Origin of the sequence: Mesobacillus jeotgali, from assembly GCF_031759225.1 — a bacterium.
Taxonomy (GTDB): Bacteria; Bacillota; Bacilli; order Bacillales; family Cytobacillaceae; genus Mesobacillus; species Mesobacillus jeotgali_B.
Genome location: NZ_CP134494.1, coordinates 3,838,669 through 3,858,715 on the forward strand (window position 1 = coordinate 3,838,669; position 20,047 = coordinate 3,858,715).

The following is a 20,047-nucleotide window of genomic DNA, read 5'->3' on the forward strand; positions in this document are numbered from 1 at the left end:
ACCCTTATAGAGACGGAATGGCTTGCATAAGGGTATCTTTCCGCTTGAACGGTACCCTTATAGAGGTGGAAATAGTGATGCGTTATCCTAAATACAATTCAGGACCCATAACGGCCAATACTCAATAAATAAAGCCAGCTCGTCAACTGAGCTGGCTCTGGTTTTAATCCTTTTTAACAGGGAGTCCTTCTTTTTCCCATGCGGAGTATCCGCCCTCTAGGTTGAATACATTCTTGAAGCCATTTTTCAAAAGCAGGCTTGTGCCGATCGCGGAGCGTGCACCTGACTGGCAATGGGCGATGATTTTCTTGTCTTTTGGCACTTCGTCTAACTTGTCGGTCAGGTTTCCGAGCATCATATGATGGGCACCGGGGATATGGCCGCTGTCCCATTCGCTTTGATTGCGGACGTCGATGACAAAATAGTTTTCATCTTCCATCATTGCTTTTGCTTCACTTGCGGTGACATTCTTGTATTCTTCCAGACTGCCTCCGAGCTCTTTCGGATCGACATACCCTGTTACCTGGTCAAGTCCGATTGATTGCAGTGATTTTTTCACGTCTGGCAGTTTTTCCGGATCGGCGATCAACACGATGTCCTGGTCATAGCTTAACAACCAGCCTGCCCAGTTCGTGAAGGAGTTATTGTAAGGGATGTTGATGGTTCCTTCAGCATGTCCATTGGCGAACTCATTTGCCGGACGGGTATCGACTACTACCGCATCCCCTGCTTCAGACAATGACACTTTTGGAGTTTCTTCACGTCTGAGCAATTCAGGGCCTACTTTATTGAGCTTTTTCATCTGGGCGAAGTATTTCGGAGGCTCCGGCTGTCCGGCAAGCAGCTCCTCAACGAATTTGTCCTCTTCTTTGATCTGGAAGGCCCAGTTGAATTTTTTCTCATAGCCTAAAGTGGACATTGGCACAGCGCCAAGTGATTTCCCACATGCGCTTCCTGCTCCGTGTGCTGGCCATACTTGCAGGAAGTCAGACAGCTTTTCCACTTTCCGGAGCGATTCGAACATCTGGTGTGCTCCAGCTTCTGAAGTGTCCTTGATGCCTGCCGCCTTTTCCAGGAGATCAGGACGGCCGACATCGCCTACGAACAGGAAGTCCCCCGTGAAAATGCCCATCGGTTCATTGGCGCCGCCGCCTTTATCCGTCAGCAGGAATGAGATGCTTTCCGGTGTATGCCCAGGGGTGTGGATCACTTCAAAATAGACATTCCCGATATTGAACGTCGAGCCCTCTGTCACCAATTCATGCTCATACTGGTCGACATATTGATACTTCCAGTCCTTATCCCCTTCATCGGATACATACAGCTTGGCACCATAGTGATGGGCAAGCTCCCTTGCTCCTGACAGATAATCTGCATGAATATGGGTTTCTGTTGCAGCTGAGATTTTGAGGCCTTCCTTTTTAGCGGTGTCCAGATAAGGCTGGATATTCCTTGCCGGGTCGATGACAATCGCTTCCCCAGTTCTCTGGCAGCCGATCAAGTAAGACATATGTGCAAGCTGGTCATCAAAAAATGACTTAAAATACATATGAACTCCTCCTCAATTTTTTAATAGGTTTATGAAGACTATACTCTCTTATACCCCGCACCATATACTTTAAAAGCAAAAAAATATACCAGTGCCGGCCGCTGCCTTGATTCCAATATATACCTATATCTGTATTTTACTTTGTTAAAAATTCTTCTTCAAATAAAAAGAACCTGCTCCAAATTGGAACAGGTCTACGTTCTCGCCGGCCTTTTCATCATAAAAATATAGAGAATGATCGAAACAGAAACGGAAATGGCGGAAGCGATGTAGATGCTTCCGTAGCCGAGCCAGTGGCCGATCTGGCCAAAAGTCATCGCCCCGACACCAACGCCCAAATCGAAAAAAGAGAAGAACGTTGCATTCGCCATTCCTTTGCGGTTCATCGGAGCATCCTGGACGGCCCATGCCTGCAATGCCGGCTGTACCGAACCAAACCCGAAGCCGTACAGGCCGGCGGCAATGAACATCACGAGGCTGTTCGGCAGCCAGGCTAAAAGAATCATGGCAATCATGATCAAAACAGTCCCGGGCAGGAAGACGGCACCATGTCCTTTTTTATCATAGAGTTTACCTGCAAATGACCGGGACAGCATCAGGGTCATCGCAAAAATAAAGAAATACCACTCTATCCCTTCAATTCCCTTCTGCGCAGAGTAAAGCGGCAGGAATGAGGCGATTCCTCCAAATGTGGTTGTAATGAACAACAATAGCAAGGACGGCTGCAGAGCTGATTTTTCATATACATCCCATCTTCGTTTCGCTGCAGTTTCTTCCATTTTCTCCGCCTTTTTATAGGTGATCCTTGACGCGAGCAGGAATGCGGCAAGACCCAGGAAGGCACTGATCATAAATAATTGCTTGAATGTGATTGCCGCAGCCAGCGCAAGGCCGAGAGTCGGTCCCATCGCAAGCGCTACATTCCCGGAAAGCCCGAAATATCCCATTCCTTCCCCTCTGCGCCGCGGCGGGATCAAATCGGTTGCAATCGTACCAGATGCTGTCGTGGAAAAACCCCAGCCGACCCCCTGGACAATCCTCATCAAAAATAAGAAGGCGATGCCTGTTGCAAATCCAAATGAACCTACAGAAACCACGAAAATTGCCAGGCCTATCAGATAAATGAAGCCTCTTCCTTTCGTTTCCAGCATCCGGCCTGCAAAAGGGCGTACAAGCAATGCAGAAAACGTAAAAATCCCTACGACAAATCCGATCAACTGATCATTTCCGCCCAAGCGCTCGACAAATAGCGGAATGGTAGGCAAAGTCATTTGGAAACCCAGGAAGATGAAAAAATTCGCCAGGAATATAAACACAAAGTCCTTGCTCCAGATTTTTTCAGTGCCCTGTGGTTGTTGAGCTGTTCCTGTTGTTTGATCCATCGGCTTTCATCCTTTCTCATTCAATCCTTTTTTCAGGCACTGTCTCCAGATCATCCTTTTAAAAAGATCCGTGTTCAATTTTCCGTCAATTTGTTGTTGCGTTTTTGTGAACAACTTCACAATTAACTCATTTTTATTTCGAATTCTGATATATTGTAAGTGTAATCAATAATTACTTATTTTTGAAGGGAAGCGATTTATATGTTCGCTAAATGGTTAAGAGAAAACAATATTGCTGCTGGCCTGTTGACTGTAATTAGGGTATGGATCGGATATAACTGGATGACTGCAGGATGGGGAAAATTGACTGGTGAAGGGTTTGACGCTTCTGGATATCTGAAGAACGCGATCGCGAACCCGGTTAAAGGCCCAGACGGCCACGCAGTTTATGGCTGGTATGTGAACTTCCTTGAAAGCTTCGCGCTACCGAATGTCGATCTTTTCAACTTCATCGTTCCGCTTGGCGAATTCCTGGTCGGACTTGGCTTGCTCCTGGGAACTCTGACAACTGCAGCCATGTTCTTCGGTCTTGTGATGAACTTCAGTTTCTTCCTTGCCGGAACAGTATCTCACAACCCGACTGACATCTTCTTCGGCTTCATCATCCTGTTCGCTGGCTATAACGCTGGCAAATACGGTTTAGACCGCTGGGTGGTTCCATTCATCCGCAAGTCTGTATTCAAAAGAGAAACTGAAACTGCCCATAAAGCCGTTTAACTAAAAACATAACCCGAGAGCCAGGCAATTGCCTGGCTCTTTTATTTCGACCTATCTTCCCCCAGGTTCCATCTCCGCCATGTGTTCAAAATCCTGACAATATGTTTTTGCCAATTTGTGAACAAAGACTTCCAGCCTGCATTTAAAAATGGAAGATTAATATATTGTAGTGTAATCAAATAATACTTCATCCTCGAAGGGAAGCGATTGATATGTTTGCTGATTGGTTAAGGGGTAACAAGTTTGCTGCTGGCTTGCTGACTGTTTTAAGATTATGGCTCGGTTACAACTGGATGGTTGCTGGATGGCATAAAATGACCGGGGAAGGATTTGACGCAACTGGGTATCTGAAAAACGCAGTAGCGAATCCTGTTAAAGGTCCAGATGGAAGTATGGTTTATGGCTGGTATGTCTCTTTCCTGGAAAACTTCGCGCTGCCGAACATTGAGCTTTTCAACTTTATCGTGCCGGTCGGTGAGTTCCTCGTCGGTCTCGGCCTGATCCTTGGATGCCTGACAACTGCTGCAATGTTCTTCGGCCTTGTAATGAACTTCAGCTTCTTCCTCGCCGGAACCGTATCACATAATCCAACTGACATATTCTTCGGATTCATCATCCTCTTCGCTGGCTTTAACGCAGGAAAATATGGATTGGACTACTGGGTGATCCCATATATCCGAAAAACCATTTTCAGACAGAAAGCTAGCATAAAATGAATTGAAGCCTCCTGAGCTTTTGCAGGAGGCTTTCAACATTTTTCAGGAAAACCACCCTGAGCGGAAAATAACTGGGGCTTAACTGAAGAGTAACAATGAGTAAAAGGCCTGGTCACTGACCAAGCCTTTTCCCTGTCCCTCATATTAGTGTTTTACATGACCAAAAGCTTAAAAATCGTTAAACCGATCCCAATCAGGAAGCCGCAGACAGCACCGTTTACCCTGATCCATTGCAGATCTTTTCCTACATTGTTTTCCATCATGTCAATCAGTGTTTCGGTATCAAGCTTATCCAGATTTTCTCTGACCAGCTTTCCAATCTTGGAATGATTCCGTTCAATTAGACCGGCAATCTTTGCATGGATCCAGCTTTCGATTGCTGTTACCTTTTCATTGTCAGCTTTGATTTCTTCGATGAATTTTTTCACCACTGGAGTTACCGTGTCATCCACAAAGCTGTCTTTTTCGATGAACGCAATACCACGATCCTTCGCCTTGGAAAGTACATCTTTTATTTGTCGAGTTAAATCCATCTCTTCGACCATCTTGTTTTTCCAGGTTTGGATTTCCGCCATCAGAGCTTCACGATCATTGAGATTCCCCAGTTCTTTGCGGATTTTATCAAGGATCATATGGCGGTAGCGATTATCATCCTGCTGCAGGTTTTTCATTCTTTTTAAAATGAATGATTGCAAAATATTGCCGACCTTTTCCTCAGTGATCATATTGCTGAACGATTGAATCGCGAATTTTAAAAGTCCGTCAGCTTCGGTCGTATCAATTGCCTGTTTTCCCAGCTTGCCAAGAACCATTTTCGCTTCAGGCTGCGACGCCCATTTTTCCGTCTCTTGCAGGACATAGTCAAATGCGGCCGAGTCATATTCTTTTGAAAGTATATGGCTGGATGCTTTTTGCAAAAACGCGGAAGCATCCGCTGATAGCAGGAACCCCTTAATTTCCTGTTCAATTGTCGGCGCAAATCGTTCAACATCTATTTTCTTTACGACATCAAGACTGAAAGCCTGGATGCTGTTTTTCACAGATTCTGAATGAAGCTCTTTTTCGACCGTTTCAAAAATTTTATCCAGAATATGAATCTGCTTGAACTTTTCCATGATGCTTTCTTTCGTTAGCCAGTCATTTTCAAGCATATTGATTAATGCACGTGTTACTTTATCACGGTTTTTCGGCAAAAGCGCGGTGTGGGGAATCGGGATTCCCATCGGATGCCTGAAGAGCGCAGTTACGGCAAACCAGTCAGCAAGACCGCCGACAAGACCTGCTTCAAACCCGCCCATCAGCAATTTTCCGATCAATGAATCCTGGAACGGAATCATAGCGAGGAACCCCACACCCATAATCGCCAGTGAAATAGCTGCTAGATGTCTAGATCTCTTATCTCGTTTTTCCATATATCTCCCTCTGTTACTTTTAGATTGATGTGAAAAAGGCTAATAGCATTTTGGATGCCTGTTTCCCTTTTGTCATGTAAAAAAAACCAAAAGAACTTCCTATAAAAGAGCCTCTTAATATTTTAACCAATTTATAGGGGAGAAAGCTATAAAAAAGGAAAAGTCCCGGGATCCCGGGACTTCAATGTTATATCTATCCTACTCCATCCACTCCGGCTTTCCGAAGCCTTTGAATTCTTCATCGATGATTTCTTCAAACTCAGGTGATTCTACGACTTCTTTGATGTCCTTTGCAAATTGGGCATCTTGGTCTTTTGTATTGATGACGACGCGGTTGCGGTATTGATCTGGCATGTTTTCAAGCTGAAGTGCGTCAAGCAGGTCCATTTTTGCTGCCAGGGCGAAATTGCCTGGTACAGCTGATAGATCGACGCTTTCGACTGCTCTTGGAAGCTGTGCTGCTTCAATTGGCTTGAACTGCAAGTTCTTCACATTGTCTTTTACATCTTTTTCAGAAACTGTCAGTGGGTCAGCATTCGGATCAAGCTTGATTAATCCAGCATCTTCAAGAATCAAGAAGGCACGCGCTGCATTTGTTGGGTCATTCGGAATCGCGATGGCAGCACCCTCTGCGATTTCATCCAGTGAATTGAATTTCTTAGAGTAGATTCCCATTGGCGCAGTTGGCACGACAATCACTTCTGACAACTCAAGTTTGTGCTCTTTCGCAAAGTTCTCCATATAGATTTTGTGCTGGAACAGGTTCGCGTCAAGATCGCCCTTTGATAATGCCAGGTTCGGCTGGATGTAATCGCTGAACTCGACTACTTTCACTTCATAACCTTTTTTCTCAAGAAGAGGCTTTATGCCCTTCGTGACCATATCACTGTATGGACCGGATGTCGCACCGAATGTCACTTGTTTTGCGTCTGCTTTCGCATCGCCGCTGGATGATGCTGAGTCGCTGCCGCATGCAGCAAGCAGCCCGATTGATAATAACAATAATAATGAGAAGAATAATTTTTTCATTGTAAAAGAACCCCCTAATATTTATCTTTTGTCTACTACTCTTGCAATTCTGTCTCCGCCAAACTGGATCAGCTGGACGAGGCAGATCAAAATGATGACTGTCGTGATCATGATTGTATTATCGTAACGGTAATAGCCGAAGCGGATCGCCAGGTCACCGACTCCGCCACCGCCGACAATCCCGGCCATTGCCGAATAGGCAACAAGGCTGATGATCGTGATGGTCACTCCCTGGACGATGCCAGGCTTCGCTTCGGGAATCAGGACATCTTTGATGATCATCCATGGAGTCGCACCTGTCGCAACTGCCGCTTCAATGACTCCTTTATCAATTTCCCGGAAGCTTTGTTCTACGATTCTTGCAAAAAACGGAATCGCCGCGACTGATAATGAAACAGATGCCGCTGTCGGCCCGATTGTCGTGCCTGCGATCAGATTCGCAAGCGGAAGCAGGGCAATAAGCAGGATAATGAACGGTACCGAGCGGATCATATTGACGATGAAGCCGGCTATATTTTTAAAAAGCTGGTTTTCCAGGAACAGACCTTTGTCGGTGACAAAAAGCAGCACTCCTGTTGGCAATCCAACGATAATGGCGACAAGGATGGAGATGCCGACCATATAAATCGTTTCAAAAAATGCTTTGTTCAATTCCGGCAGCAGTTCAATCAGGCTATCAAGCAGCATCATCCATCACCTCCAGATTTTTCGTTCTTGCCGCTATGTAGGCAATTGCCCGGTCAATCTCCAGCTGGTCTCCCGAAACCTCCATAATGAAAATTCCCAATGGAATATCCTGAATATACTCGATCTTCCCGTGCAGGATATTGCCGCGAACTTTATACGTCTGGAAAACATCGGATATGACTCCCTGTTCGGCAATCTCACCCTGGAAATAGATTTTGATCAGCTTCCCTTGACGTTCCCCCAGCAATCTTTCCGGCAAATCGAATTGAAGGATGGAGTTGACGAAGTCTTTTGTGAGCGACTGTTTCGGATTAGCGAAGACTTCATACACATCTCCTTCTTCAATGATTTTCCCATCTTGCATGACAGCCATCCTGTCACAAATCGTCTTGACGACCTCCATCTCGTGGGTGATCAGGACGATCGTGATCCCTAGTTCACTATTAATCTTTTTAAGCAAGGAGAGAATTGATTTCGTTGTGCTTGGATCGAGTGCCGAAGTAGCTTCATCACATAAGAGCACAGATGGATTATTCGCCAGCGCCCTGGCAATGCCGACCCGCTGCTTCTGTCCGCCTGACAATTGTGCCGGATAGACATCTCTTTTATCAGAAAGTCCGACCATATCAAGAAGCTCCGTTACTCGATCATTGATTTTCGCCTTTGGCAGCCCGGCAGCTTTTAACGCGAACGCGATGTTTTCACTCACCGTCTTAGCGCTTACCAAATGGAAATGCTGAAAAATCATCCCGATTTTCAGGCGTGCTTTCCGCAGTTCACTTTTTCCTAAAGAAGTGAGTTCTACACCGTCAATATGTATCTCACCGGATGTCGGTTTTTCAAGGAGATTCAGGCATCGGATCAAAGAACTTTTCCCTGCCCCGCTATATCCGACAATTCCGTAGATCTCACCTTTTTCGATTTTTAATGAAACATGGTCAACACCAGTTACCGAGCCTTTTTTCGTTTCATAAATCTTGACCAGGTTTTTCACTTCAATCATGATTGCACCCCCGATTTTTTAAAAATAAAAATGCCTCTTTCATTCATATGAAAGAGGCATCGTAACATCTATACGACTTATCTTTCAGAATGAAAACATTCTGTAGGAAGTGGCACCTTTCCATAATGGAGGTTGCCGGACGTCATCGGGCCTAATCCCTCAGTCTCTCTTGATAAGTTTCTTATTAAATTAATTTCGATAATTGAAATATTAAAACTCTCTGACTTATTTGTCAACAAAGTTTTTTTCGCATTTTCTTATGATATCGCTTACACCGTTGGTGGAGTAAGGAAATTTTTTAAAAAGAAAAACCCCTGTTTACGATAAAACAAGGGCTCCGTATACTAGTGAACCTGCGATGACATAGGCAGGATGAACTTTAAATTTTTCCATTAGCAAAAAACTGATTCCGCCAATCAGGATCGTCTGTGAAAGGCCGACTCCTTCATAGGACGAGAAAAAGAAATCATAGGTCATGACACCTAATAGCACAGCAATGACGGGGCGGACAACGATCGTCAGCCTTTTGACACGAGGGGAATCCTTATACTTCATTAACAATCCGAGCAAGCTGATCATTAAGATCAGGGATGGTGCCACCGTGGCAAATACCCCTACGATTGCCCCAAGGATTCCTCCCTCTGCATAGCCGATATATCCGGCCATCTTGGTTGCAATCGGGCCTGGCAGGGCGTTGCCCATCGCCAGCACTTCACTGAATTCGTTGACTGTCATCCATTCATAGCGGTCGACAACTTCATTTTCAATCAGCGGAATGGAGGCAGGACCGCCGCCATATCCCAGTATCCCAGGAATGAAAAACGCTAAAAATATATGGAAATAAATCACTGCTGCTCCCCTCCTGATTGTTTACTTTCTGCTGGAGCAGGGTCTTTTTTCAGCAAGGCACTCAGCAGCAGGACAAATATTAATATTGCCGGATGCAGATTCAGGAATTGAAGAATTATCAGGCTGCCAATGAGCGCCACAGCTGTCCAGCCCCAACCAAGTTTTGATTTACCAGACTTCTTGATGAAGTCCCATGTCAGGACAGCCAGCATGACGGCAACAACTGGAACAACAGCCTCTGCCATTCCTTTCACCCATGGCTCATCCTTGTATGAATTCAGGCCGGTCAAGAGTAGGATCATCAGGATAATCGCCGGAATCATAGTTGCAGCCAGGGCATTGATCATTCCCAGGAATCCGCCTACACGATAGCCAATATAACCAGCCATTTTTGTGGCAATCGGTCCCGGAAGCGCATTTCCCAAAGCAAGAATATCGCCGAACTCATCAGAATCCATCCATTTATATTTCTCTACCACTTCCTTATGTACAAGCGGAATCGAAGACGGGCCACCGCCATAACCAAGGATTCCGACGCGAAAAAACGCTAAGAATAAATCTCTCTGTTTCAAAACTTCACCTTCTCTTCTGTTATTGATGCCTAATGCAGTCCCTATCTATAAATCTTATTTCTTGTATTTTATTATAGACTCATATAATCGAGACTGCATGTCAAATTCACGATATTTCACCGTGTCCGGCTTGTTTCATCATAATTTCGCCTTATAAGTGAATCATATTTTCCTCGCCATGCAGGATATTGACGGGTTTTAAATTTTTTCGACCGCCTTCACAATTATATCGACCACTTTTTGAATTATTTCGACCGCATTCACAATTATTTCAACCAATTCTTGAATTATTTCGACTAAATCCATGCGTATTTCGACCACATCCGCGCGTATTTCGATCAAGCAGCCATTTTGCAGATCCATCTGCATGATAAAAAAAGTACCACAGCCCTAAGGCCATGATACTCAACTAATTATCTATTAAACTTAAAAACCGAAACGGATTCATTCAATTCATTTGTCAGCTTCCTCAGGTCTGTCACCTTTTTCGAAAGGTTGCCGAATGCGGATAATTGTTCTGTTGTGGATGCGGAGATTTCTTCGCTTCCAGCCGCTGTTTCTTCTACGACCGCACTGATCGATTCAACATTATGCAGTACCCTTGCTCCCAATTCCTTCGAAGCTTCCATACCTTTGACAAGATGGTTGATTTTCTCTGAGATGCCGCTTACCTTCGATTCAATATTTACAAAAGCAGACATTGTGAGGTTCATTGATTCCATCTGCTCTTCTGCAATTGCCCCGCCTTTGTTTACTGCCTCTCCGATTTCATCAAGTCCCGTCTTTAGGAGGTTGACCATATCAAATATTTGCGTTGTGGCTCTGTTAGATTCTTCTGCCAGCTTCCTGACCTCTGAGGCAACGACCGCAAACCCTTTTCCTGCCTCACCTGCCCTTGCCGCTTCAATCGCCGCATTCAAGGCCAACAGGTTGGTCTGGTCTGCGATGGCTGAAACAGTTTGGGCCATATCCTGGATTTTTGCCGCATAGCCTGCAAATTGATCAGTTGCTGCCTGGATCGATGATGAAGCTTCTTTGTTCTCGGTAATTAACACCTTTTGCCCCTCGATTGCTTTTCTGCCTTCACTGATTGCTTCAACCGCTTCCTTGCTATACGAGGAGGATTCCTGAGTGTGGTCAAGGTTCAGCATAATTTCCTTATCCATTTCATCAATCAGCTCAACCGATTGCTGTAAATCTTCCGAGACAGTCTGGGCCCCTGCAGAAAGCTCATCCGTTGATACAGCTACTTGGTTGGAGATTTCCGTCAGCGCGATATTTTCCTGCTCGATTTCCCCTGCGAATTCTTCTACTTCCTTGCTCGCCATGTTCACTTTTTGCAGCAAGGAAGTCAGTTGGGCTGCCATCATGTCAAAAGACTCATTCAATGTCCCAAGCTCATCTTTGTGTTTGTAAGGAACTTTTTCGATCGTCAAATTACCTTTGGCGATTTCTTGCGCATTCACAGCAATCAGCCTCAATGGCTTCGTAATTGAACTAGTCAATCTGATTCCTATTCCACCGGCAACGACTACAAGCAAAATGCTGCCTATGATTGCGGCAAGTATTATGAATTGAATTTGATTTTCCAAGTCTTCTTTTAGAAAATCATAATTTTCGTTAACCTGGATATTCAGCAGGTGAAGGTCATTGAAAACTCCTTCACTGCGCAATGACTGGCGTTTTACCTCTGCACTGTTTTTCTCATCCAGTGCTTTATTGGCTTCCCTTTCTAGAGCAGTGAATTTTTCAAGAGCTTTGTCTAAGACGATTTTGTTATCTTCCTGCTGAAGCAAAGATTTTGTTTGTGTGAAATAATGAGAGGTCTTCTCCATTCTCGTCAGCGCATCCTGTCTGTTCCCCTCGGTAGGGCTGAACGAAAAGTTGCTAAGCGATTGTTTCAAGGCAGCAGTTTCAGACTGCAGGCTCTGCACTGTCAGCAGTACCTGAACTTGATCCTGATTGGATGCCTGGACCATCAACATCCTATAGATAATAAAGGAAATCATCACAATCGATAACCCTATCGCAAGCAGCAAGTTAAGCAGTAGTTTCTTTTTTATTGTCATGTTGGCTTCCCCCAGTTGTGCTGATTAATCCAGCTGTATTGAAAGCTCATTAGCGGATAATTTTGCTTTCAGGTCTTCTAGTCTTTTTTCCTGTTCGGAAGTCAGCTTTACCACCCTGATTGGTGCAAGTCCGACACCTTTTTCATTCATTCCTAGTTCAATCTGCTTTGCTTCAAGCTTCTTTTCCGCCTGAAACTCCTTCACTGTTTCATACAGTGCGACATCGACGTTTTTCAGCATCGAGGTAATGATTGCTTTTTCAGCAAAAAAGTACTGGTCACTATCAACACCTATAGCGAACTTCTTCTTTGATTGTGCTTCCTTCAATACCCCTACCCCGGTAAAACCTGCCGCCGCATAGAGTACATCAGCGCCTTCCTCAATCATTCCTGCAGCGATCTTTCCACCAAGCTCTGCATTTCCAAAGTCATTCGAGTATGAAATCAGAACCTCTGCTTCTGGATTCACCGCTTTCACTCCTTGCTCAAATCCAGATTTAAATTTATGTATCAGTGGAACATCCGCTCCGCCAACAAACCCAACGATATTAGATTTTGACACCATTCCTGCAACTGCACCCGCCAGGAAGCTGCCCTGTTCTTCTCTAAAAGTAATGGATGTGATATTATCCAATTCAGATACTGAATCAACCAAAATAAATTGCTGGTCCGGGTACTTTTTGGCCACCTTCTCTAAGTCCTCAACAACCATGAAACCCAGCCCAATGACAATGTCGTTTCCTTGTTCAACAAGCTCAGTAAAACCTTTTTCATAGGTACCTACAGCCTGAAGCTCTCTATAATCAAAAAGTACATCGAGTTCATCTCTTGCTTTTGCCAGTCCGGCAAAAGCTGCATCACTGAAAGACTGGTCTCCAAGTCCGACGTCAGACAACATAATACCAATTTTGACCCTTTCCTTCGCTTCCAGCTCTTTGCTTGCGCATCCACTCAGGCTGCCAACGAGGAGAAATGAAATTAAAAGTATATTCATAATCTGTTTCATCTTGATGTAATGCTCCCTTATTAAAGATTTATATGTATTTCATCGACCACATCACATTTTTTTTAATGGACTTAAGTAAAGTCTATCTTTTGTTAATTTTCTAAAAAGAAGGTTCTGTCGATTATCGCGGAAGTATGAGAATTCATAAGCGGAGATTTTCCGGCTATTGTATATAAAGGACCCTTTTGAAGGAGAAATAGGGGGAGTTATTCCGGTTAATTGCTTAGAATAAGACAAATTCACACGATTTGGATTTAATAACCGGATAAACAGCCCTTATTTTTAAGGAAATACGGGCCGTTTCAAATTTAAGCGGAATTGATCCGTTCATTTTTCAACCACTGAAAAATAAACATTCTGTTAAAAATCGAGTAGGAGGGGGTGACTAACCCCCGACCTCTCACACCACCGTACGTACCGTTCGGTATACGGCGGTTCAATTAAGTGTGACGTAGAAATTCATATCTTTGATATAGACTTTTGAGCCCTCGATGACTCCAATAAGAGTTATCGAGGGTTTTGTGTAAGATTGGACTTGAGGCAATTCTCCAAAATTTCTTTCTGGAATTTCCCCATTCGTATGCCTTTTGGTCTGGAACGCCAAGACTTTTGAGTTTTCTTACTCTTGTCTTCGGGTTCTTCCATTGTTTCCATTCAATCATACGGAGTCTTCTTCTAATCCACTCATCAAATTCTTTGAATTTACTTGGTGTATCAGCTAATGCAAAATATCCACACCATCCCGTTAGAAATTGATTCAATTTCTCAATTCTAACTTCCATGGGGATTGGTTTAGAACGGGATGTTAACTTTCGTATTTTAGCTTTTAGCCTTTTAACACTTTCGTTGGCTATTCGAACCTTCGGTTTCTTATTAACCGTAAAGCTAAAGCCAAGGAATTTTCGTTTCCACGGGCGGTCAACCGCTGATTTCCCTCTGTTTACTTTGAGCTTTAATTTCTGCTCAATGAAGCATGTAATGGAGTTCATTACTCGTTCTCCAGCTTTCTTCGATTTCATGTAAATATTACAATCATCGGCGTATCGGACAAACTTGTGACCTCTCCTTTCTAGTTCTTTATCAAGCTTATCCAAAAGTATATTCGAAAGAAGAGGGCTCAGGGGACCTCCTTGTGGTGTTCCTTCTTCTGCATCGTAGACTACACCATTTATCATGATTCCTGCTTGGAGATATTTTCGAATTAGCTTCAAGACCAATCGGTCTTGGATTCTGCTTGCCAATATCCCCATCAGCTTGTCATGATTCACTTTGTCAAAGAACTTCTCCAAGTCCATGTCAATCACCCATCTGTAACCTTCACTTATATATCCCCTTGCTTTACGTACAGCGTCATGGCCTCTTCGGCTTGGCCTAAACCCATAACTATGTTCCGAGAAGGTTGGGTCAAAAAGCGGAGTTAAAACTTGGGCGATTGCCTGTTGGATGAAACGATCTATCACGGTAGGTATTCCAAGTAACCTTACTCCACCGTTCGGTTTCGGGATTTCGACTCGACGTACTGGGTTAGGTTGATAGGTACCTTTCCTTAAAGAATCACAAAGGGTGTCCCAGTTCTCATAGAGATGTCTTCGTAGGGATTTTACGGACATTCCATCTATGCCGTGACTCCCTTTGTTCTTCTCCACACGTTTAAGTGCTTCTATTAAGTTTTCCCGTGATAGAATCAGATTCATTAACATGTGATATTTCCTTTCGACGTGAACGTAGAAATCTAATTATGTTATTCCTGCTCCACCCTCATGAAGTCCCCTGTGGATTCACCACTTCCTCCTTCAAGTAAGTCCTTTCGGATTGTCTGCTTCTACACAGGAATTGTATGCCTAGTTCTCGTTCTTCCTAATTGTTCAGTCCTTCCCTTACCGTCTCGAGCCGGTAAAGTACTATGACCTCTGCTGACTTCTGATTGTTCAGCTATCTATTGCTAGATAGGTTACCAAGTGTACTTGGCTTTCCAATCAGACCTCCCCGGGTAAGAGTACAGTCTTTCCCTCCATCTATCTGCTTCATTTACTCTGTACCACCTTCGGCAGTAAGGACTTTGTTTTGTTCTGCAAACTCATCCAATGGTACCTAGCCTTATATGAAGTTCGTGTTCCTCAGACCGGAGGTTTGCCGCTCGCTTCCTTCAGATTCCGCGTCACCGCGGACACCCTTGCGTTAAGCTAACCACTACTACTGCCTTCATGGCTCGGGACTTACACCCTATAGACTGCACCCATGCCGGGCGCACAGAAAAAAGCAGGCTGTCTTATCAGCCCGCTTCCGATTGGATTATTTTAATTTCGTAAACCTGTTCAAATCACCATTTTCACCAAGGACAATCAGAATATCCTCTGCTCTTAAGGTCTTCTCTGGATCTGGGGAGATGTCGACTTTGTTGGCCGTCTTTACGCCGATAACGGTGATATTATATTTGGCACGCAGATTGATCTCAATCAAGTTCTTTCCGGCCATGCTCAACGGAAGTTTGATTTCCTCGATACTATAGTCATCCGAAAGCTCGATAAAGTTCAATACATTGGGCGATGCCATTAGCTGGTGGGCGACTCTTTCTCCCATATCTCGTTCCGGGAAAATGACTTTGTCCGCGCCAACCTTGAACAATACTTGCGCATGGTGCTTGTTAAGAGCTTTGGCAACAACATTGGCGACTCCCATCTCTTTTAAAATTAGGACGGTTAGAATACTAGCCTGGATGTCATCCCCTATTGCCACAATGACAGTATCAAAGTTCCTGATTCCTACTGCCTTCAATGTTTGCTCATCGGTTGAGTCTCCGATGACCGCATGGGTCACAAACTCCTTATAGTCCTCGATATGCTGTTCACTCTTATCGATCGCAAGTACTTCATTTCCTTCATGATATAATGTGGTCGCCACACTGGACCCGAAACGTCCCATACCTATTACTGCGTACTGCTTTGCCATAATAACATCCTCCTACCCAATCATCACTTTTCCAGCTGGATATCGATAATGATCCTCTTTTCTTTTTTTCGCAATTGCATAAGCCAGTGTTAACGGACCAACCCGGCCCGCAAACATCGTAATCGTGATTAATATTTTTCCGTATAAGCTCAGCTCAGGGGTCAAGCCCATGGAAAGCCCGACAGTCGAAAAAGCTGAGACTGTCTCAAAGAATATCATCAAAAACTCTTTCCCAGGTTCGGTAATGGTCAACACCATTGTAACCAATCCTATTAGGAAAAGGGAAATCAGTGTAACTGTCAATGATTTGGAGATGATGGTATGATCCATCCTTCTTCCAAAAAAAGTGACATCCTCCCGGCCACGAATTTGTGATTTCACAGCACCAATCAGGACTGCAAAGGTGGTGGTCTTGATTCCTCCCCCTGTAGATCCAGGCGAAGCGCCAATGAACATCAGGAAAATGATCAAAAACAAGGTTGACTGCTTCAAGTCAGGGATATTCAATGTATTGGATCCCGCTGTCCTGGGTGTGACAGCCTGGTAAAACGCTCCGAATATTTTACCAGTCAGCGTCATTGGCTTCAAGGTGGATGGATTGTTGAACTCCAGGATAAAAATCAGGAGAGCACCTCCAAACACCAGAATAGCCGATAGTGCTAAAACGATTTTTGAATGCAGGGAAAGTCTCCTTGTCTTACGATAGTCAAATAACTCATTCATGACAATGAACCCAATCCCGCCCAAACTGATAAGTGTGATCATCGTGATATTGACGATTGGGTCTTCAGCATAGGCAGTAAGCCCTTTGAATCCACCCATCAAATCAAAACCGGCATTATTAAAGTTCGAAACAGCGTGGAAAAATCCAAAATAAATGGCTTTTCCGGCAGCCATGTCCTGTGAAAATCGCAGAGTTAGAATGATCCCCCCGGTAATCTCGATTACCGCTGTAAAAAGGAAGATTCGTTTGACAAGCCTGACGATCCCTTCTACGGTTTCGTTATTCAATGACTCCTGGATGATCAGCCTTTCTTTGAACGATATTCTTTTCCCTAAAATAAATGCAAGCAAGGTGGCAAAACTCATGAAACCCAGTCCGCCAACCTGGATCATCGACAGGATGACCATTTCGCCAAAACGTGTAAAGGTATCGCCTGTATCAACAACAACAAGACCTGTGACACAAGTTGCCGATGTTGCCGTAAACAAGGCATCTAAAATCGGAAGTCCTTTTCCATCCACTGTCGAAGCCGGCAGTGAAAGCAATAATGTCCCTAAAAGAATAATGGCTCCAAAGCCAAAAACAAGTACTTTCGGTGGATCCATCCTGTAAAACAATTTGCTGCGCATGATCCTTCCTTCTTTCCTTAGTATGAGGAATTATGCGTCTAATATTTCTTTGCAGGGACTTTAAATTTTAGAATAGTCGACATATCTAAAATACAGCAAAACAAAAAAGCCCCCAGAGGCTAAAAGATAGCAGCCTTGTGGACTTTGTACATACTTGTCACACAAGCTTCATCTTCCTCTTCTGCAACGCTTACGGAGTTAGCTGTCGGATTAGGGCTCAGAATAGCCCCGCCTGTTATTCAGGCCTCACCCCAAGTGGATTGCTCCACAAAGTTGGTTCCCCCGCTCTGTTCAGATTCAGCGATTTAGAAATATGAAACTCATTTAATATCTTAAACTGCTGTAATCATACTCCTCCGCCATTCCATTGTAAACATGAAAAGGAAGCCAAAAAAGACGCTTTTCATTCAATTTCAACCATTATTGATGACAAATAATCGTATTTCTTACTGAATCTCCGTTTTTCTTTGTTTTTCATGTTTGATTATTGGACGATTTTACTACTGATAACGGAGTTTATACCAAACCATTTTAAGGTAAATAATAGGATTGAATAAACGCGCCAATGATTAGAGTTGATACGATTTTAAAAATAAATCGTACGGGAGGTTATCGTCGATGAAAGCCATGATTATTTTGAATCCATCTTCAGGAAAGGAAAAAGCGGCGGACTACGCTGAAAAAATAGAGGAAACATTACGTGATCGATACGACGATATCGATATCCGAAGAACCGAGAAAGAGGGCGACGCTGAGGCTTTCGCTACCGAGGCCTGCCTTTCTTTATACGATGCAGTCATTGCAATGGGCGGGGACGGGACAATCAACGAGGCCATAAATGGGCTGGCTGAACAAAAACACCGGCCTGCTCTGGGCATCATTCCACTTGGTACAGTCAATGATTTTGCCAGGGCACTCAATATCCCGCTTGACCCTTATGAAGCTATTGCGATTTTGAATGAGCACAACCTCCGCCCTGTGGATATAGGGAAAATCAATGAGCATTATTTCGCGAATGTCATAGCTGTAGGGGCGATTGCCGAAGCTTCCTACAATGTGAGCCCAGAAATGAAGACGAGACTTGGTTCGCTTGCTTATTTTATGGAAGGGGCAAAATCATTCCTAAATGGTGAGGCAATCGATTTGGTCGTCGAACATGAAGGTGGAAAATGGGAAGGACGTACTTTCCTCTTGATAGCTGCTCTAACGAATTCTGTCGGCGGCTTCGAGGCCCTTGCTCCCCATGCAAACGTAAACGATGGAAAATTTCATGCTTTCATCATCAAGAAGATGTCCGTCCCGAAAATCGCCTCGCTCATCCCTTCACTATTGAAGGGTGAATTAAAGGAAAGTGAGGAAGTAGAATATATGCGGACTTCCTATCTAAATGTAACTTCCGACAAACCACATGTGGTGAACATCGATGGTGAAGAAGGCGAGCCATTGCCTTTTAAAGCAAAAGTACTTCCAGGACATTTGGACGTTTTTGTTTCTTTTAATAATGAAAAAAACTGAGCGGGAATGAATCCTGGTCATGACCCCGTCAAGTAGACAAGACAAAAAAGCTACGCAGCTAACGCGTGTCGATACTCAATCGGCGCGCGTTTCTTTAATTTCTTTTGAGTCCGTTTGTAATTGTAATGATAGATGAATTCTTCGATTGCTTGCCGTATTTCCTCTTCTGATTTACACTGTGCTATATACAACTTTTCGGATTTGAGATGTGAGAAGAATGATTCTACGCATGCGTTATCAAGGCAGTTTCCTTTGCGAGAGTGGCTGCCCTTGACGCCGAATGTCTCTAACCTATTGTTGTATGTCTTGGACGTATACTGGAAGCCTTGATCCGAATGGAGAACGGCTCCAGCTACGTCCTTTTTATTTGTCCATTCATCAACAGTTTTTAATACGAGTTCTAAATCATTTCGTTTGGATATTTGCCATGCCACGATTTCATTGTTGAATAGATCTTGAATGACCGACAGGTAATAAAACTCTTTGCCGTCAGAAACATATGTGATATCTGTTGCCATTTTCTGATTTGGACCCACCGCTTTGAAATTTCTCTTTAGGCGATTTGGACATATAACTGAAGGTGTATGGCCATGGCGTTTCCTTTTCTTCCGGATCACCGACTGTATGCCCATCTCCTTCATCAACCTGTACACTTTTTTATGGTTGATCAAAAAGTCACTTTCCTTTAACCAATCTGTTATTCGAGGACGCCCGAACTCTGGATGAATAAAATGAATGGCCATTATATGTTCTCGTACATCCTGTTCTTGTTTGAACCTTTCCTCGCGTTGTGGCAGAGTTGCTTTCCACTTATAGTAAGAGGCACGCTTGATTCTGGCGATTTCCATTAACCAGGTGACAGGGTATTTCCCCCTTAACCCTTCAATGATTTCATATTTTGCCTGACGGGTGATGTCTTCTCCTCCTTTACCAGATTTGGATACTGCTTTTTTAAGTATTCTACCTGTGCCTTCAAATAATCTCTTTCTTCTTCCACCGTTTTAAAGTTAGTACGTGGCCTTCCTTTTAAAGGGTTTGATACTCCACGCCGCTCATCAAATGACTGTCCGTTCATCCACTTCTTTACCCATACTTTAAGCTGTGTACAATTGCGGATCCCTAACTCTTCGGCCACTACCTTATAACTTTTAGATCCATTAACGTATGTTAATACTGCTTTCTGTTTGAATTCATTTGTATAACGTTGAAACTGTTGTCCTTTCTTAGCCATAGAAAAATC

The 20,047-nt window shown here is 43.9% G+C and carries 18 protein-coding genes and 2 riboswitches; of the genes, 3 read left to right on the forward strand and 15 right to left on the reverse strand.

Features of this window, described 5'->3' with window-relative positions; genetic code table 11:
- Window positions 1-163 precede the first annotated feature (163 nt).
- Both RH061_RS19325 and RH061_RS19330 read right to left on the reverse strand, forming a co-directional pair.
- Window positions 164-1,549, reverse strand: coding sequence for an MBL fold metallo-hydrolase (locus tag RH061_RS19325; protein ID WP_311072441.1), 1,386 nt, complete (start codon window positions 1,547-1,549; stop codon window positions 164-166).
- A gap of 194 nt (window positions 1,550-1,743) precedes the next feature.
- A complete protein-coding gene (locus tag RH061_RS19330) occupies window positions 1,744-2,931 on the reverse strand; it encodes an MFS transporter (protein WP_311072442.1) in 1,188 nt (395 codons plus the stop codon).
- A gap of 201 nt (window positions 2,932-3,132) precedes the next feature.
- Between RH061_RS19330 and RH061_RS19335 the strand changes: the two genes are divergently transcribed.
- Window positions 3,133-3,648 carry a DoxX family membrane protein gene (locus RH061_RS19335; RefSeq protein WP_311072443.1) on the forward strand — a complete coding sequence of 172 codons (516 nt, stop codon included), beginning with the start codon at window positions 3,133-3,135 and terminating at the stop codon, window positions 3,646-3,648.
- 212 nt (window positions 3,649-3,860) lie between these two features.
- Window positions 3,861-4,364 carry a DoxX family membrane protein gene (locus RH061_RS19340; protein WP_311072444.1) on the forward strand — a complete coding sequence of 168 codons (504 nt, stop codon included), beginning with the start codon at window positions 3,861-3,863 and terminating at the stop codon, window positions 4,362-4,364.
- A 152-nt stretch (window positions 4,365-4,516) separates the two neighbouring features.
- On the opposite strand, the gene RH061_RS19345 is transcribed toward RH061_RS19340, so the two are convergent.
- From RH061_RS19345 to RH061_RS19400, 12 genes are all read right to left on the reverse strand, one after another.
- On the reverse strand, window positions 4,517-5,776 hold the full coding sequence (locus RH061_RS19345) for a DUF445 domain-containing protein (protein ID WP_311072445.1): 1,260 nt from the start codon (window positions 5,774-5,776) through the stop codon (window positions 4,517-4,519).
- Window positions 5,777-5,974: 198 nt separating this feature from the next.
- Complete coding sequence (locus RH061_RS19350) at window positions 5,975-6,805, reverse strand: MetQ/NlpA family ABC transporter substrate-binding protein (RefSeq protein ID WP_311072446.1); 831 nt, start codon at window positions 6,803-6,805, stop codon at window positions 5,975-5,977.
- 21 nt (window positions 6,806-6,826) lie between these two features.
- The gene (locus tag RH061_RS19355; protein WP_167833992.1) at window positions 6,827-7,492 is read right to left on the reverse strand and encodes a methionine ABC transporter permease; all 666 of its coding nucleotides are present in this window, start codon (window positions 7,490-7,492) and stop codon (window positions 6,827-6,829) included.
- Complete coding sequence (locus RH061_RS19360; RefSeq protein ID WP_311072447.1) at window positions 7,482-8,495, reverse strand: methionine ABC transporter ATP-binding protein; 1,014 nt, start codon at window positions 8,493-8,495, stop codon at window positions 7,482-7,484. The genes RH061_RS19355 and RH061_RS19360 overlap by 11 nt, the downstream gene beginning before the upstream one ends.
- A 74-nt stretch (window positions 8,496-8,569) precedes the next feature.
- A riboswitch (SAM riboswitch) is annotated at window positions 8,570-8,674 on the reverse strand.
- A 139-nt stretch (window positions 8,675-8,813) separates the two neighbouring features.
- Entirely contained in the window at window positions 8,814-9,344 is a 531-nt protein-coding gene (locus RH061_RS19365) for a chromate transporter (RefSeq protein ID WP_311072448.1), read from the reverse strand.
- Window positions 9,341-9,916, reverse strand: a complete 576-nt coding sequence (locus tag RH061_RS19370; protein ID WP_311072449.1) for a chromate transporter — start codon at window positions 9,914-9,916, stop codon at window positions 9,341-9,343. Before RH061_RS19370 ends, RH061_RS19365 begins: the two co-directional genes overlap by 4 nt.
- Window positions 9,917-10,114: 198 nt before the next feature.
- Window positions 10,115-10,285 (reverse strand): hypothetical protein, encoded by a 171-nt coding sequence (locus tag RH061_RS19375; RefSeq protein ID WP_311072450.1) that lies wholly within the window; start codon window positions 10,283-10,285, stop codon window positions 10,115-10,117.
- 44 nt (window positions 10,286-10,329) lie between these two features.
- The gene (locus tag RH061_RS19380) at window positions 10,330-11,985 is read right to left on the reverse strand and encodes a methyl-accepting chemotaxis protein (RefSeq protein WP_311072451.1); all 1,656 of its coding nucleotides are present in this window, start codon (window positions 11,983-11,985) and stop codon (window positions 10,330-10,332) included.
- Window positions 11,986-12,009: 24 nt separating this feature from the next.
- Entirely contained in the window at window positions 12,010-12,990 is a 981-nt protein-coding gene (locus RH061_RS19385) for a BMP family lipoprotein (RefSeq protein ID WP_311072452.1), read from the reverse strand.
- Between the two features lie 440 nt (window positions 12,991-13,430).
- Complete coding sequence (ltrA, locus tag RH061_RS19390; protein ID WP_311070432.1) at window positions 13,431-14,690, reverse strand: group II intron reverse transcriptase/maturase; 1,260 nt, start codon at window positions 14,688-14,690, stop codon at window positions 13,431-13,433.
- A 592-nt stretch (window positions 14,691-15,282) separates the two neighbouring features.
- On the reverse strand, window positions 15,283-15,939 hold the full coding sequence (locus RH061_RS19395) for a potassium channel family protein (RefSeq protein WP_311072453.1): 657 nt from the start codon (window positions 15,937-15,939) through the stop codon (window positions 15,283-15,285).
- Window positions 15,940-15,951: 12 nt separating this feature from the next.
- Window positions 15,952-17,292 carry a TrkH family potassium uptake protein gene (locus RH061_RS19400; RefSeq protein WP_311072454.1) on the reverse strand — a complete coding sequence of 447 codons (1,341 nt, stop codon included), beginning with the start codon at window positions 17,290-17,292 and terminating at the stop codon, window positions 15,952-15,954.
- Window positions 17,293-17,463: 171 nt separating this feature from the next.
- A riboswitch (cyclic di-AMP (ydaO/yuaA leader) is annotated at window positions 17,464-17,605 on the reverse strand.
- Between the two features lie 305 nt (window positions 17,606-17,910).
- Here RH061_RS19400 and RH061_RS19405 point away from each other — a divergent pair.
- Window positions 17,911-18,807: a diacylglycerol/lipid kinase family protein gene (locus tag RH061_RS19405; protein ID WP_311072455.1), complete on the forward strand. Its 897-nt coding sequence runs from the start codon at window positions 17,911-17,913 to the stop codon at window positions 18,805-18,807.
- A gap of 50 nt (window positions 18,808-18,857) precedes the next feature.
- On the opposite strand, the gene RH061_RS19410 is transcribed toward RH061_RS19405, so the two are convergent.
- Window positions 18,858-20,038, reverse strand: a protein-coding gene (locus RH061_RS19410) for an IS3 family transposase (RefSeq protein ID WP_311070725.1) whose coding sequence is annotated in 2 segments (ribosomal slippage) — window positions 18,858-19,750 and window positions 19,750-20,038 — 1,182 coding nt in all. Because the reading frame shifts where the segments join, the coding sequence is not laid out codon by codon here.
- Between the last annotated feature and the right edge of the window lie 9 nt (window positions 20,039-20,047).